At 72.2% G+C, this 14,604-nt stretch carries 13 protein-coding genes; 5 read left to right on the forward strand and 8 right to left on the reverse strand.

All coding sequences use genetic code 11. The annotated features are described in order from the left end of the window. Positions 1-26: 26 nt before the first annotated feature. Positions 27-1,733 (forward strand): protein kinase, encoded by a 1,707-nt coding sequence (locus OG982_RS14745; RefSeq protein WP_266786701.1) that lies wholly within the window; start codon positions 27-29, stop codon positions 1,731-1,733. Between the two features lie 77 nt (positions 1,734-1,810). Here OG982_RS14745 and OG982_RS14750 read toward each other — a convergent pair whose 3' ends face one another. Then, positions 1,811-2,266, reverse strand: coding sequence for a pyridoxamine 5'-phosphate oxidase family protein (locus OG982_RS14750; protein WP_266786700.1), 456 nt, complete (start codon positions 2,264-2,266; stop codon positions 1,811-1,813). Between the two features lie 111 nt (positions 2,267-2,377). Beyond that, a complete protein-coding gene (locus OG982_RS14755; protein WP_266786699.1) occupies positions 2,378-3,040 on the reverse strand; it encodes a response regulator transcription factor in 663 nt (220 codons plus the stop codon). Between the two features lie 325 nt (positions 3,041-3,365). On the opposite strand from OG982_RS14755, the gene pdhA reads away from it, so the two are divergent. The 4 genes from pdhA to OG982_RS14775 all read left to right on the forward strand — a co-directional run bounded on the left by pdhA (position 3,366) and on the right by OG982_RS14775 (position 7,962). After that, positions 3,366-4,559 (forward strand): pyruvate dehydrogenase (acetyl-transferring) E1 component subunit alpha, encoded by a 1,194-nt coding sequence (gene pdhA, locus OG982_RS14760; protein ID WP_266786698.1) that lies wholly within the window; start codon positions 3,366-3,368, stop codon positions 4,557-4,559. After that, complete coding sequence (locus OG982_RS14765; protein ID WP_266786697.1) at positions 4,559-5,539, forward strand: alpha-ketoacid dehydrogenase subunit beta; 981 nt, start codon at positions 4,559-4,561, stop codon at positions 5,537-5,539. The genes pdhA and OG982_RS14765 overlap by 1 nt, the downstream gene beginning before the upstream one ends. Positions 5,540-5,551: 12 nt before the next feature. Continuing rightward, entirely contained in the window at positions 5,552-7,009 is a 1,458-nt protein-coding gene (locus OG982_RS14770) for a dihydrolipoamide acetyltransferase family protein (RefSeq protein WP_266786696.1), read from the forward strand. Positions 7,010-7,185: 176 nt separating this feature from the next. Continuing rightward, positions 7,186-7,962, forward strand: coding sequence for a hypothetical protein (locus tag OG982_RS14775; RefSeq protein WP_266786695.1), 777 nt, complete (start codon positions 7,186-7,188; stop codon positions 7,960-7,962). Positions 7,963-7,971: 9 nt separating this feature from the next. Here the strand turns inward: OG982_RS14775 and OG982_RS14780 are convergent, their stop codons facing one another. From OG982_RS14780 to OG982_RS14805, 6 genes are all read right to left on the reverse strand, one after another. Continuing rightward, the gene (locus OG982_RS14780) at positions 7,972-8,388 is read right to left on the reverse strand and encodes a PPOX class F420-dependent oxidoreductase (protein WP_266948675.1); all 417 of its coding nucleotides are present in this window, start codon (positions 8,386-8,388) and stop codon (positions 7,972-7,974) included. Positions 8,389-8,494: 106 nt separating this feature from the next. Continuing rightward, positions 8,495-9,724 (reverse strand): DUF1266 domain-containing protein, encoded by a 1,230-nt coding sequence (locus tag OG982_RS14785; protein ID WP_266786693.1) that lies wholly within the window; start codon positions 9,722-9,724, stop codon positions 8,495-8,497. 109 nt (positions 9,725-9,833) lie between these two features. After that, on the reverse strand, positions 9,834-10,595 hold the full coding sequence (locus OG982_RS14790) for an SDR family NAD(P)-dependent oxidoreductase (RefSeq protein WP_266786692.1): 762 nt from the start codon (positions 10,593-10,595) through the stop codon (positions 9,834-9,836). Positions 10,596-10,663: 68 nt separating this feature from the next. Then, positions 10,664-12,145: an MFS transporter gene (locus tag OG982_RS14795; RefSeq protein ID WP_266948676.1), complete on the reverse strand. Its 1,482-nt coding sequence runs from the start codon at positions 12,143-12,145 to the stop codon at positions 10,664-10,666. A 51-nt stretch (positions 12,146-12,196) separates the two neighbouring features. Next, entirely contained in the window at positions 12,197-13,879 is a 1,683-nt protein-coding gene (locus OG982_RS14800) for an FAD-binding oxidoreductase (RefSeq protein ID WP_323139257.1), read from the reverse strand. Positions 13,880-13,958: 79 nt separating this feature from the next. Further along, positions 13,959-14,414, reverse strand: a complete 456-nt coding sequence (locus tag OG982_RS14805) for a cupin domain-containing protein (RefSeq protein WP_266786689.1) — start codon at positions 14,412-14,414, stop codon at positions 13,959-13,961. Between the last annotated feature and the right edge of the window lie 190 nt (positions 14,415-14,604).

Genomic DNA, 14,604 nt, shown 5'->3' on the forward strand with positions numbered 1-14,604 from the left:
GACGAGAGAGACGACGGCGAGGACTGATGGCACCCGAACCCGAGGGAAACGGCGCCGGGATGGCTGATGGTCCTGAGCACTGGGGCGCGGGCGGCCTGGTGGGCGACGGCCGTTACCGGCTGACCCACAGGCTCGGCCGAGGCGGCATGGCCGAGGTGTTCGCCGCGGAGGACGTCCGGCTCGGCCGGACCGTCGCGGTGAAGCTGCTGCGCGCGGACCTGGCCGAGGACCCGGTCTCCAAGGCCCGCTTCACCCGTGAGGCACAGTCGGTCGCCGGCCTGAACCACCACGCCGTCGTCGCCGTGTACGACTCGGGCGAGGACCGGGTCGGCCCGAACGTCGTCCCGTACATCGTGATGGAACTCGTCGAGGGCCTGACCATCCGCGAGCTGCTGCTCAGCGCGGAGGCGCCGGGGCCCGAGCAGGCGCTCATCATCGTGTCGGGCGTGCTCGAAGCCCTCGCCTATTCGCACCAGCACGGCATCGTCCACCGCGACATCAAGCCCGCCAACGTCATCATCACCAACACCGGCGCGGTGAAGGTGATGGACTTCGGCATCGCGCGTGCCCTGCACGGCGCGCAGTCGACGATGACTCAGACCGGCATGGTCATGGGCACTCCCCAGTACCTGTCGCCCGAGCAGGCCCTCGGCAAGGCCGTGGACCACCGCAGCGACCTGTACGCGACGGGCTGCCTGCTCTACGAACTGCTCGCGCTGCGGCCTCCCTTCACGGGTGAGACCCCGCTGTCGGTGGTCTACCAGCACGTCCAGGACGCCCCGGTGCCGCCCTCGCAGCTGCCGGAGGGCGGCGGGATCCCGGCGGAACTCGACGGCCTGGTGATGCGTTCGCTGGCCAAGGACCCGGACGACCGGTTCCAGAGCGCGGAGGAGATGCGCGGGCTCGTCCAGTACGCGCTCCAGATGCTCCAGGAGCAGGGGTCGAACACCGGTACCTGGAACACCGGTCCGGTCACCATGGCGCTGCCGCACGGTCGCGGCGCGGCCCCGACCTCGGCGATGCCGGTGGGCGGGACGGGCGGCCAGCAGCAGTACCCCTCGCACGCGACGACCTCGCAGTTCCAGGCGCCGATGGTGCCGCCGCTGAACCCGGACGACGGCTCGGCCTTCCCCGGCGGCGGGGGCGGCCCCGGCGGCGGTCCGGGCGGGAACGGCGGGCGCGGCGGGCACGGTGGTTACGACGGCTACGACGACCGCCGGGACGGCAACGGCCGCTGGAAGATGTGGCTGTTCGCGGTCCTCGCGGTCGTCGCGATCGCGGGCGGCGTCGCGTACGCCGTGAGCAACGTGGGCTCGAACAACGAGAAGGGCGGCAGCGGCGGCACGTCCGTGACGCCGCCCAAGAAGAGCAGCCAGGGCAGCGAGGAGAGCGCCCCGAGCGCGCCCGAGACCGAGGGGCAGCACAAGACGCCGGAGAACTCGCGCTCGTACGAGGGCAGCTACACGCCGTCCCCGAGCCGCAAGTACTCGCCGAGCTCCACCCCGTCGACCTCGCCGTCGGGGTCCCCTTCAGCATCCAAGTCGACGTCGCCGAAGCCCTCGTCGAGCTCGATCACGCCGCCGACCAAGCCTCCCGTCGACCCGCCGACCGGTGGCGGTACGGGTGGTCCCGGCGGCGGCGCCGGCGGTGCCGGCGGCGCGGGTGGTGCCGGGGGCACCGGCACCGTCGCCGGCGTGGCCGGCGGTGGCGGCGGAGGAACCGAGACCGAGTAGCGCGCTCGTGTGAAAAGGGCCCGGAGGGAGTAATTCCGCCGGGCCCTTTTTCGTATGCGTACAGTGATATCGGCTGATCAGAGTGCGTGCTGATACGGGCGGCCGCGCGCGGCCGCGGCATTACCGCCCAGCGTGTGGGCGGTCACCAACTGTGGCTCGATTCGCATGTGGACGGGGTCGAAGACCGCGCCGTCCACGAAATGCGGGCCCGGCCCGAATAGTTCCAGTTCGGCAGTGGTCGGTTCGACGATCCGCGCCGTGCCGGTGAACTGGACCGACCACAGGTGCGGGTCCCCGGAATTGAAGTTGTCGGCCCCGTAGGACACCACGCTTCCGTTGCAGGCGTGGTGGTGGCCGAAACCCGCGTGCATCCGCAGCACCACCCTGTCCTCCACCACGATGTGGCGGGCCAGGGCGAGGAAGGGCAGCGCGCGCACGCTGGTGGCGACCCGGCCGTACGGCACTCGCCGCAGCAGTTCGATCGCGTGGCGTTCCTCTGGGGACAGGCGGGACAGGTGGGACAGGCGGGACATGCCGTCCACTCTCCGTGACCGGCCGAGGCCGCGGAAGGGGATCACGCCCCGATGATCGAGGACGTTGGTCCCGATTCGCCCGGAACGTCGCCGGGTACGTCGCCCGGAACGTCAGCCGCGCTTCTCGGCCTGGAGGCGGGCCACGTACGCGGCGGCCTGGGAGCGGCGCTCCATGCCCAGCTTGGACAGCAGGCTGGAGACGTAGTTCTTGATGGTCTTCTCGGCCAGGTGCAGCCGCTCGCCGATGACGCGGTTCGTCAGGCCCTCGCCGATCAGGTCGAGGATCTTGCGCTCCTGCTCGGTCAGGTTGGCCAGCCGGTCGTCGCCCTTGCCGTTCTTGCCGTCGCGCAGCCGCTCCAGCACCCGGGCGGTGGCGACGGGGTCGAGCAGGGACCTGCCGGCCGCCACGTCCCGTACGGCGCTCAGGAGTTCATTCCCGCGGATCGCCTTGAGCACGTAGCCCGAGGCCCCGGCCATGATGGCGTCGAACAGCGCTTCGTCGTCCGCGAAGGAGGTCAGCATCAGGCACTTGACGTCCTCGTCCTGGGAACGGACCTCGCGGCACACCTCCACCCCGCTGCCGTCGGGCAGGCGCACGTCCAGGACGGCCACATCGGGGCGCGTGGCGGGGATTCGGACCAGTGCGTCGGCCGCCGTGCCCGCCTCGCCGACGATCTCGATGTCGTCCTCCACCGACAGGAGCTCGTAGACGCCGCGACGGACCACTTCGTGGTCGTCCAGGAGGAATACCTTGATTTTTCCGTTTTCGCGCACGGGGTCAGTTTCACACACTCACCCCTTCCCTGCCGGAGTTACCCGGGATAACGTGCCGTTGTTCCGGCCCCCTGCAAGGCTGTGACCAGTGGTTGTTCCCGCTTCCCCGGATTTACTTGGAAATCCAAGCAAAAACCCAGGTCAAGTGAGGTTTCGCAGTCATGCGAAGCACTGGGTAACGTGCATTGCGCAGGGCACTCGCCGGGGCACCTGTCACGCCTGAATCCCGTACGAGCCGCGCACCCACCCCGTGGGCGGGTACGGATACAGGTGAGCCGCACTGGACCCCGGAGAACCCGGGTGCCGGACCGACGGAGGAGCACACGTGACCGTGGAGAGCACTGCCGCGCGCAAGCCGCGACGCAGCAGCGGCACCAAGCGGGCGGCAGGCGCGGCCAGCGCCGCCAAGGCCGCCGCCGCCACCGCGCAGAACGCCGAGCCCCAGCTCGTACAGCTGCTGACGCCAGAGGGGGAGCGGGTCGAATCCGCCGAGAACGCGGAGTTCGCCCCCTTCGTCGCCGACATCACCACCGAGGACCTGCGCGGGCTCTACCGCGACATGGTCCTGACCCGCCGCTTCGACGGCGAGGCGACCGCCCTGCAGCGCCAGGGCGAGCTGGGCCTGTGGGCCTCGCTCCTGGGCCAGGAGGCCGCGCAGATCGGCTCCGGCCGGGCGCTGCGCGACGACGACTACGTCTTCCCGACCTACCGTGAGCACGGTGTGGCCTGGTGCCGTGGTGTCGACCCGACCAACCTGCTCGGCATGTTCCGCGGTGTGAACCACGGTGGCTGGGACCCCACGATCAACAACTTCCACCTGTACACGATCGTCATCGGCTCGCAGACGCTGCACGCGACCGGTTACGCGATGGGTGTGGCCAAGGACGGCGCCGACTCGGCGGTCATCGCCTACTTCGGCGACGGTGCCTCCAGCCAGGGCGACGTGGCCGAGGCGTTCACCTTCTCGGCCGTCTACAACTCCCCCGTGGTGTTCTTCTGCCAGAACAACCAGTGGGCGATCTCCGAGCCGACCGAGCGCCAGATGCGCGTGCCGCTCTACCAGCGCGCGCAGGGCTTCGGCTTCCCGGGCGTCCGTGTCGACGGCAACGACGTGCTGGCCTGCCTGGCCGTGACCCGCTGGGCGCTGGAGCGCGCCCGCCGCGGCGAGGGCCCGACCCTGGTCGAGGCGTTCACGTACCGCATGGGCGCGCACACCACCTCCGACGACCCGACGAAGTACCGGCGGGACGAGGAGACGGCGGCGTGGGAGGCGAAGGACCCGATCCTGCGCCTGAAGGCCCACCTGCTGGCCACCGGAGGCGCCGACGAGGCCTTCTTCGAGGGCCTGGAGGCGGAGAGCGAGACGCTGGGCAAGCGGGTGCGCGAGGTCGTGCGCGCCATGCCCGACCCGGACACCATGGCGATCTTCGAGAACGTCTACGCGGACGGGCACGCGCTCGTCGACGAGGAGCGCGCCCAGTTCGCCGCCTACCTCGCGTCCTTCGAGGAGGGTCACTGATGGCTGTCGAGAAGATGTCGATCGCGAAGGCGCTCAACGAGTCGCTGCGCAAGGCCCTGGAGACGGACCCGAAGGTCCTGATCATGGGTGAGGACGTCGGCAAGCTGGGTGGTGTCTTCCGCATCACCGACGGTCTGCAGAAGGACTTCGGCGAGGAGCGGGTCATCGACACCCCGCTCGCCGAGTCGGGCATCGTGGGTACGGCCATCGGCCTCGCGCTGCGCGGCTACCGGCCGGTCGTGGAGATCCAGTTCGACGGGTTCGTCTTCCCCGCCTACGACCAGATCGTCACGCAGCTGGCGAAGATGCACGCGCGGGCCCTGGGCAAGATCAAGATGCCCGTCGTCGTCCGCATCCCCTACGCCGGCGGCATCGGCGCGGTCGAGCACCACTCGGAGTCGCCCGAGGCGCTGTTCGCGCACGTCCCGGGCCTCAAGGTGGTCTCGCCGTCGAACGCGAGCGACGCGTACTGGATGCTCCAGCAGGCGATCCTCAGCGACGACCCGGTGATCTTCTTCGAGCCGAAGCGGCGCTACTGGGACAAGGGCGAGGTCGACGTCGACGCCATCCCGGACGCCCTGCACGCGGCGCGGGTGGCCCGTGAGGGCACGGACATCACCCTGGCCGCGTACGGCCCGATGGTGAAGGTCTGCCTGGAGGCGGCGGCCGCGGCGGCCGAGGAGGGCAAGTCGGTGGAGGTCGTGGACCTGCGCTCGATGTCCCCGATCGACTTCGACGGGCTCCAGGTGTCGGTGGAGAAGACCCGCCGGCTCGTGGTCGTCCACGAGGCCCCGGTGTTCCTGGGCACGGGCGCGGAGATCGCAGCCCGCATCACGGAGCGGTGCTTCTACCACCTGGAGGCGCCGGTGCTGCGCGTGGGCGGATTCCACGCCCCGTACCCGCCCGCCCGCCTGGAGGACGAGTACCTGCCGGGCCTGGACAGGGTGCTCGACGCCGTCGACCGCTCGCTGGCGTACTGAGGAGCCACGTTCATGACCATCCGCGAATTCAAGATGCCCGACGTGGGCGAGGGCCTCACCGAGGCCGAGATCCTCAAGTGGTACGTCCAGCCGGGTGACACCGTCACCGACGGGCAGGTCGTGTGCGAGGTCGAGACGGCGAAGGCGGCCGTGGAGCTGCCGATCCCGTTCGACGGCGTCGTGCACGCGCTGCGCTTCGAGGAGGGCACCACGGTCGACGTCGGCCAGGTGATCATCTCCGTCCAGACGGACGCCGGTGCGGCCGAGGCCGAGGCCGTGGCCCCGGTGGCGGCTCCGGTGGCTGCCGCCCCGGCCCCGGCGCAGGCCGAGGAGCCCGCCGCCGCGGCACGCCAGCCCGTGCTGGTCGGCTACGGCGTGTCCCAGGCCTCCACGAAGCGCCGTCCGCGCAAGGCGGCGGGCGGCGTGGCCACGCAGAACGGCACGTCGGCCCCGGCCGCCGTTCCGGCGCAGCCCCAGGCCGCCGCCGCGGTCCCGGCCGCGGTGAACGGCAACGGGCACGTGGCGGTCGAGCGCCCGCTGGCGAAGCCGCCGGTGCGCAAGCTCGCCAAGGACCTCGGCATCGACCTGGCCACCGTGGTTCCCACCGGGGACGGCGGCGTCGTGACCCGCGAGGACGTGCACGCCGCGGCCGCCGCGGCGATCGCCCCGCAGGTGGCGGCCCCGGTCGCGGCGGCCCCCGCGCCGGCCGCGGCCCCGGCTCCGGCTCCGGCCGGGGTTCCGGTCCAGGTCGCCGCCGCGGCGGCGACCGAGCGGGAGACCCGGATCCCGGTCAAGGGCGTCCGCAAGATGACCGCCCAGGCCATGGTCGGCTCCGCCTTCACCGCCCCGCACGTCACCGAGTTCATCACCTTCGACGTGACCCGGACGATGAAGCTCGTCCAAGAGCTCAAGGACGACCCGGACCTCGCCGGTCTGCGGATCAACCCGCTGCTCCTGATCGCCAAGGCCGTCCTGGTGGCCATCCGCCGCAACCCGGACGTCAACGCGTCCTGGGACGAGGCCGCCCAGGAGATCGTGCTCAAGCACTACGTCAACCTCGGCATCGCCGCGGCAACCCCGCGCGGCCTGATCGTCCCGAACATCAAGGACGCCCACGCCAAGACGCTGCGCGAGCTGTCCGAGGCCCTGTCGGGTCTGGTCGCCACCGCCCGTGACGGCAAGACGTCCCCGTCGGACATGCAGAACGGCACGATCACCCTCACCAACGTCGGCGTCTTCGGCGTCGACACCGGTACGCCGATCCTGAACCCCGGCGAGTCCGCGATCCTGGCGATCGGTGCGATCAAGCTCCAGCCGTGGGTCCACAAGGGCAAGGTCAAGCCGCGCCACGTCACCACGCTGGCGCTGTCCTTCGACCACCGCCTGATCGACGGCGAGCTCGGCTCCCGCTTCCTGGCCGACATCGCGGCGGTCCTGGAACACCCGCGCCGCCTGGTCACCTGGGCCTAGCCCGGTACGCCCCGCGCCGATGGCCGGTCTCCCTCCCGGGAGCCCGGCCATCGGCCGTTACCGGGCGAAACCCGCGCGCGGGATACGAGGTCACGCGGATCCGCCCGGTCCTGGAACAGCCGTCGCAGGCCTGGCGCGAGCGCGGTAGCCTCCTGCCCGGAGAGAGGGGGCTCCCGTTGCCGATCGCCGAGTTGCAGGTGTGCTCCGTCGAGGAGGCCGACGTCACGGGCGGGGTGTGCGTCGTCCGCGTCATCGGCGGGATCGCGCGCGCCGGGCAGGTGTACACCGCCGGCGGGGTGCGGCTCGGCCTGACCCGGATAGAGGCCTGGGGCCGCACCGCGGAGTTCGTCGACCCCCCGCACGCGGCGCGCGCCCACCTCACGGGGCCGATGGTCGCGCTGCTCGCCCGGGGGCAGGTGCTGACGGCCGTGCCGCCCGCCGGGCACACCCTGGAGGACCTGGAGGCCTGGCTGGCCACTGGTCCCCCGCTGCTGGACGAGCCGCATCCGGACACCCTGCGCAGCCTCGCCGTCGGGCGGATGCAGGACGACGGCCTGCCGGACGGGGTACGGCTGCGCTGGGGCCGGGTGGCGCTGGCCGCGGCCCGGCGCGCCGCCGAGTGGAGGGGCGCGGACCCGCTGGTGCGGGGCGCGGAGTTGGCCGCCGTACGGGGCTACCTGATCGAACGGTTCGGCCCGGGCCCCGCCCCCGACGGGGGCGGGGATCCGGCCGCGCTGTGCCGGGACCTGCTGGCCCTGATCGACCTGACCCCGCAGGAGGCAGCCGCGGCGGCCCGCACCTGGCGGGACCTGCCGCGGGAGCGCATCCTGCACCTGCGGCGCGTCAAGAACCTGCTGCCCTGGATGGCCCGGGTCCGGCCGCACCTGGCGGATACCGACCCGCTGGCCCGGGCGGTCGACGCCTGGACGGCGATCCGCCCGCAGCTTCCCTAGCCCGCTTCCCTAGCCCGCCCTCGAGGCGTTGCCGAGCACCTTGTCCGGGGTGATGCGCACGACCACCCGCACGTCCTCCGGCTGCGCCTCGGCGAACTCCTTGCCGCCGTCCGGGCCCAGGTACTCCTGGGCGATGCGCGTGGTCACCGCCCGGCCGGTGTCCTCGGAGAGGGTGGCGGTGCCGCGGATCTCGACGTAGAGGAAGGGGTTGGCCAGGTCGAAGACGGTCAGGCCGACCCGCCCGTCCCGCAGGAGGTTGCGTTCCTTGCGGCGGCCGCGCTCGGTGGACACCAGCAGGTCGGTGCCGTCGCGGGTCACCCAGACCACCGAACTCTGCGGTCCGCCGTCGGGGTTGAGGGTCGTGAGGACCGCCGGGTGCGGGGCGTCCAGGAGCTTGCGTACGGTGTCGTTCAGCTCAACAGTCATGACAGGCAGGCTAGTTCGCGCATCCGGCCGGGAGCGGGCGTTTTCCGCGTCCGGCCCGACTACGCGAGGTCCGGGGACAACTCCGTCAGGTCCGGGGCGGCGGCCGCTACGCCGCCTTCCAGGGGAGGTTCAGCCACGGGCTGGCGGGGTCGGTCGTCAGAGCCCGGTGCGTGGTGACCATCTCCTCGTACCAGTGCCCGAACTCCTCCTCGTCGAAGTGCAGGCAGCGCCCCAGGACGTAGGCGGCGGACAGGTCCTCCCACGACCGGTACGCCAGCCGGCACGCCTCGCCGGCGCGGACGACGGCGTCCTCGGTCTCCGCGAGCGTGCCGAGCCGGACGCCCAGGCCCCAGCGGGCCATCTGGGAGGCCCGCCCGTAGTCCCAGGCCTCCACGGAGCGGATGAACTTGCCCTCGCCGAGCAGTCCGTCGGCCCGGAAGCGCTGTTCGTAGCGGGCGATCCGGCCGATCAGGCGCTGCACGCCCGCGATCTCCCCCTCGACCTCGGCGTTCGGCCGGGGCGTGGCCAGCGTGACGCCCTCGGGGGTGAGCTGCGGTTCGGCGGCCTTCCTGGCGTTCGCGCGCAGGCTGTACTCGGCCGCGTGCCGCCAGTGCTCGACGTCGACCGGGCCCGCGAAGTCCTGGGCGAGGGCGCGGCGCACGCGCAGCGCGTACTCCCACACCGGGCTGACCAGGTCGGCCGCGAGCAGCTGTCGGGTGGTGTCCAGCCAGTCCTCGCGGGTGGTGACGCCCCACCACTTGTCGAGCTTCTCCCGCTCCTTGGTGTAGCCGTCGCCGTGGTACGCGAGGGCGTTCCAGAACATCCCGTTGTGGACGGACAGGTGCGCGCCGCAGGCCAGCCCGAACGCGACGGGGCCGTGCAGTGGGCCGCCGACGTGGAGCGCGTGGACCTTGCCCTGCTCCAGACCGGCGTAGCGCGGCTTGCGGCGGTAGTGGAAGTCCCAGGTGGCGCGGTGGGCGGGGGAGGCGGGCAGGAACACCTCGTAGGGGGTCCCGGGATTGACGGCCAGGTGCGTCGCCCCGCCGTCCGGGAAGTGGTCGACGAACCAGCCCAGGTTCTGGCCCTCGAAGACCAGATCGGGGGTGGGGACGGGCAGCATCCCGGAGGTGAACACGACGTACGCGAGCCCGCGGATCTGCGGGAAGTACGCGGGGTCCAGGCGCACGCGGGTGGGGTGCGCGTCCTGGTACGCGCGGGATTGCGGGACGTAGAGCAGGGCGAGGGAGAGCGCGTCGAGGTAGGCGGGCCAGTTCCCGGCCGCCTTCGCCTCGTCCAGCTCTCGTTCTACGGCGCTCGGCGCGGTCCAGGTCCCCATGCGCCACACCCTAACCGGGGCCCCGGACGGGCCGTTCGGGCCGGGGTGCGCACGCGCGGCGCCCGGCCGGGGAGGGGCCGGCCGGGCATCGGCGTTTGTCGGCGTGCGGTCAGGCGGTGACGCCGCCGTCGGCGACCAGGTCGTGGCCGACGACGAAGCTCGCCTCGTCCGAGGCCAGCCACAGCACCGCGGCCACGACCTCGTCCGTACCGCCGACGCGTCCGAGCGGGACGGCGCCCGCGAGGCGCTCGGCGCGGTCGGCCTCGCTCTCGCCCGGGCGGAAGGACATGGAGGTGTCGGTGGCGCCGGGGCTCACCGAGTTGATGCGGATGCCGTCCTTGATGTGGTCCAGCGCGGCGACCCGGGTCAGGGTGCTGACGGCGGCCTTCGAGGTGGCGTAGGCGGCCAGGCCCGGACGGCGGCCGTGGTAGCCGATGTTGGAGGACGTGTTGACGATGACGCCGCCGCCGTTGGCCCGCATGTGGACGATCTCCTGCTGCATGGCGTGGAGCGTGCCGTTCAGGTTCACGTCGAAGGTCTTCTTCCAGGTGTCCAGGTCGATGTCGCCGACCGGGCTGGGCTTGGTGAAGATGCCGGCGTTGTTGTGCGCGATGTGCAGCGCGCCGTGCTCGCGCACCACGGTCTCCACGAGGCGGGCCATGTCCTCGGGGACGCTGACGTCGGCGGTGACGGCGCTCGCCTTGCCGCCCTCCTCCTCGATGAGGCGGACGGTCTCGGCGATGGACTCGGCGCGGACGCCGGAGGCCACCACGGTGGCGCCCTCACGGGCGAAGGCCAGGGCGCTGGCCCGGCCGATGCCGGCGCCGGCTCCGGTGACCAGTACGACCTTGTCCGCGAAACGGTTCGTCATGACGGGAACTCCTCAGGCAATCGAGTGGTGTGGCGAGGGGAAAGCGGTACGGAGGGAAGCGCGCGCCCTCAGGCGCGGCGCGACCGGAACAGCAGGGTGGCCAGCAGCGCCGTCAGGGCGAACGCCCCGGCGGCCAGCGCGAAGGCGAAGCCGTAGCCCGACGCGAGGTCGGCGGCGCCGGACTCCCCGAGGGAACGGGTCCGGGCGGCGGCCAGGGTGACCAGCACCGAGAGGCCGAGCGCGGGGCCCGCCTCCAGCGCGGTGTTGGTGACGGCCCCGGCCATGCCGGCCTGTCCCGGGGCCACGTCCGCCATCGCGGAGACGGTGGATCCGGCGAAGACCATCGCGACCCCGGCGGCGAAGAACAGCAGCCCGGCCAGGATGAGGCCCGCGTAGGCGGTGTCCGGGCCGATCCCGCTGAGCAGGGCCAGGCCGACGGCCGACAGCCCGAGGCCGGTCAGCATCACGGTGCGCGGTCCGAAGCGCTGCACCAGGCGGCCGACCACGGAGCCGGTGGCGACCAGGGCCAGCCCGAAGGGCAGGAAGGCGGCGGCGGCCTCGGACCCCGAATAGCCCCGCACCTGCTGGAAGTACAGCGACAGCATGAAGAAGATCGCGGTGATGCCCGCCGATCCGAGGAACACCGCGGCCAGGGCGACGCCCCGGCGCGGCGACGCCAGGAAGGACAGCGGCAGGATCGGCCGGGCGGCCCGCATCTCGACCCTGACGAACAGCGCCAGCAGGACGATCCCGCACACCAGCGGTCCCAGGGCGCCCGGCGAGGTCCAGCCCCGCTCGGGGGCCTCCACCAGGCCGTAGCTCAGCAGCGAGATGCCGGCGGTGACCAGGACGGTGCCCGGCACGTCGAGCTGGCCCCGGCGCTCCGTGGGCTCTCCGGCGGGCAGCAGCCGGCCGGCGGACCCGGCCGCGACGGCCGCCACGAGGACGGGGACGACGAAGGCCCAGCGCCACGAGTCCGTGGCGGCGACGACCCCGGACAGCAGCATGCCCGCGGTCCCGCCGAAGGCGGCCAGGCCACCCCAGAGGGCCATCAGCCGCGCCTGCCGGGCCGGTTCCGGGTAGGTGATCCCCACCAGCGCGACCGCCGCCGGAACGGCGAGCGCCGCGCCCGCGCCCTGGGCGAACCGGGCCACCAGCAGGGTCCAGACCTCGGGGGCCAGGCCCGCCGCGGCCGAGGCCACGCCGAACACGGCCGTACCGGTGACGAAGGCCCGGCGGGCGCCGTAGAGGTCGGACAGCCGGCCGCCGAGGAGCAGCAGGCCGCTGAAGGACACCCCGTACGCGGCGTTGATCATGGCCAGCTGGGCCGAGTCCAGCCCGAGGTCGCGCTGGACCTCGGGGAGCACCACGTTGAGCACGCTCATCGCGAGGATCAGGGTGAACTGGACCGAGGCCAGGACGGCGAAGGCCAGGGACCGGCGGGGCGGGCGGCCCGGGTCCGGGGAGCCCGGGTCCGGGGAGCCCGGCTCCGGGGCGTCCGGGAGGAGGTCCTCCCGGGGGGCGGCAGCGACCGCTGCGTCCGACTGCATGTGACTGCCTTTCCTGCGGGGCGGGGGCGGGGCGGGGGCGGGGCGGGTGGCCTACTGGGGCAGGCCGATGGACTGGGAGTGCCGGAACACGTTGAGCGGGTCGTAGGCGGCCTTCACACGCTGGAGCCGCGGGTAGTTGCCCTTGTAATAGAGCGTCTGCCACGGCACCCCGGAGCGGTTCTGCGCCGGGTCGGCGATGTCGGCGTCCGGATAGTTGATGTAGCAGCCGTCCGTCTGGGCGCCCGGTACCGGATAGCCGCCGGTGCCGGCGAAGACCTCGCTGTAGACGTCGCGGGTCCAGGCGATGTTCTCGGCGTCGTCGGCCTTGTCGGGCCAGAAGCTCTGGAACAGCCCCTTGAAGATCGAGTCCCGCTGGGCCGAGGCGGTGGCGTCGGAGGGAACCGTGTTGATCTTTCCGCCGAAGGAGAGCAGCACCACCATCGACGCGGCGTTCTCGTGGTCGGTCCGCGTCAGGTGGCGGTACATCGAGCCGATCTGCGCGTCCGTGAACCCCTTGCGCAGGTACGCCGACTTGTGGTGGCCGCGCAGGACCGGGCTGGTCAGGGTGGGGTTGGACGTCCCCAGCAGCTTCGCGGCGGTCAGCCAGGGCAGCCGCTGCGGGGTGAACAGCTGCGGCATCGGGCCGTGTTCGCCCGCCGACTCCGTCATCGGGCGGGCCGCGTCCGTGCCCAGCGCGGCCGTGATCTCCTTCAGGTAGTCGGCGATCAGCCGCTCCGCGTCCGGCACGGTCGCGTCGATCTGCGTGAGCAGGCCGATGCTGCCGTTGGACTTGTGGTTCATCATCAGGAAGCTGCACAGGTTGGCGTACGGGGAGTCCGCCGAGGCGTTCTTCTGGTGCCAGTCGCCGAAGGCGCGCACCATCGCCGTGAACTTGTCCTTGCTGAGCGAGCTCCACGGCAGGCCGACCGCGCTGACCAGGACTTCCTTGGGCGGCTTGACGAGCTGCTCGGCGGGCGGCCGGTTCTCGGTCCCGGGGGTGCGGAACCAGTAGCGGGTGACGACGCCGAAGTTGCCGCCGCCGCCTCCCGTGTGCGCCCACCACAGCTCGCGGTGCGGGTCGTTCTTCTCGCGGGTGGCCACCACGGCCTTCGCCTTGCCGGACGCGTCGACGGTGACGACCTCGACGGCGTACAGGTGGTCGATGGAGAGGCCGTGCTTGCGCGAGAGCATGCCGTAGCCGCCGCCACTGAAGTGGCCGCCGGCGCCCACCGAGTAGCACATGCCGCCGGGGATGGTCACGCCCCAGCCCTTGAAGAGGGACTCGTACATGTGCAGCAGGGTCGCGCCCGCCTCGACGGCGAACGCCTTGCGCTGGGCGTCGTAGGAGACGGTGTTCAGCGCGGAGGTGTCGATGACGACGCGGACGTCGGGGTTGAACACGAAGTCGCAGTAGCAGTGGCCGCCGCTCTTGACCGACAGCCGCTTCTTGCCGTCCACCGCCTCCTGGACAGCCCGCACCACCTCGGCCGTGCTGCGCACGACACGGACGGAGTCCGGCCGGCCGACCCAGCGGGTGTTGTTGCCCACCACCAGGTCGGCGTAGCGCGGGTCGTCGGGGGTGACGACGATCGGCGCGGTGCCGGGCAGGGCCGCCGGGGGCTGGACGGGGGAAGTTTCCGCGGCGGCCGCGGCGGGAGCCAGGGCGCCCGCCTCCAGGGCGGTGGCGCCGGCGATGACCGCTGCCGTCGAGGCCAGCACGCTACGCCTGTTCATCGAGGTCATGATCTGCTTTCGGTCTTCCGGGAGAGTGGGGGTCGGCCGGCGGGTGCCGGGTCGGGTCAGCCTGACCGGGTCAGCCGGACCAGGTCAGTCCGAGTCCGAGCCGTTCGGCGAAGTCCTGGGTGCGGTCCACGGACCACTTGTCACCGACGGGAGCGTTCTCGCCCAGGCTCACGGGGTATCCGGCGAGGCTGAAGAACCGCTCGAAGCCGCCGGGCGTGGTGATGACGCGGAAGTCTGCGGTCGCGCTCTCCACCAGGTACGAGTGCGGGATTCCGCGGGGGAGGAAGAGGGCGCCCGATCCGGAGACCTCGAAGGTCTGGTCTCCGAGGGTCATCACCAGTTCCCCGCTGTTGACCAGGAAGACCTCGTCCTCCAGGGAGTGGGTGTGGCGTGGGCCGCGCTCGCCCTTGAGCGCCTGGAACCGGGTGACTCCCAGAACGCCGCCGGTCTGTTCGGCGGTGAGTTCGGTGGTCACGACCGAGCCCTTGCCCCAGAGCCTGGACCGGTCCTCGTGTGCTGTGGTCATGCTTCCCTTCGGCGAACGAATGGATGTCTCGTTGCCTTCTGTCCGGGGAGCGATCGGATGTCCCGCTCCCGTTTTCGCAGCCTCACACGGCGCGCGCGGACCCCGCGAAGCCCGCCCGGGGACTTCGTCAGGTGCGGGGCGGCCGGGGGCGGGCGTACTCCCCCCGTGCCACCGCGCGACCGGACGGACC

This window comes from Streptomyces sp. NBC_01551, from assembly GCF_026339935.1.
In the GTDB taxonomy this organism is placed as follows: domain Bacteria; phylum Actinomycetota; class Actinomycetes; order Streptomycetales; family Streptomycetaceae; genus Streptomyces.

Coding starts and splice junctions, on each gene's coding strand:
- OG982_RS14745 (WP_266786701.1), top strand. CDS start 27: ATGGCACCCGAACCCGAGGGAAACGGCGCCGGGATGGCTGATGGTCCT.
- OG982_RS14750 (WP_266786700.1), bottom strand. CDS start 2,266: ATGTCCCGCCTGTCCCACCTGTCCCGCCTGTCCCCAGAGGAACGCCAC.
- OG982_RS14765 (WP_266786697.1), top strand. CDS start 4,559: ATGGCTGTCGAGAAGATGTCGATCGCGAAGGCGCTCAACGAGTCGCTG.
- OG982_RS14770 (WP_266786696.1), top strand. CDS start 5,552: ATGACCATCCGCGAATTCAAGATGCCCGACGTGGGCGAGGGCCTCACC.
- OG982_RS14780 (WP_266948675.1), bottom strand. CDS start 8,388: ATGACTGTTGAGCTGAACGACACCGTACGCAAGCTCCTGGACGCCCCG.
- OG982_RS14785 (WP_266786693.1), bottom strand. CDS start 9,724: ATGGGGACCTGGACCGCGCCGAGCGCCGTAGAACGAGAGCTGGACGAG.
- OG982_RS14790 (WP_266786692.1), bottom strand. CDS start 10,595: ATGACGAACCGTTTCGCGGACAAGGTCGTACTGGTCACCGGAGCCGGC.
- OG982_RS14795 (WP_266948676.1), bottom strand. CDS start 12,145: ATGCAGTCGGACGCAGCGGTCGCTGCCGCCCCCCGGGAGGACCTCCTC.
- OG982_RS14800 (WP_323139257.1), bottom strand. CDS start 13,879: ATGAACAGGCGTAGCGTGCTGGCCTCGACGGCAGCGGTCATCGCCGGC.
- OG982_RS14805 (WP_266786689.1), bottom strand. CDS start 14,414: ATGACCACAGCACACGAGGACCGGTCCAGGCTCTGGGGCAAGGGCTCG.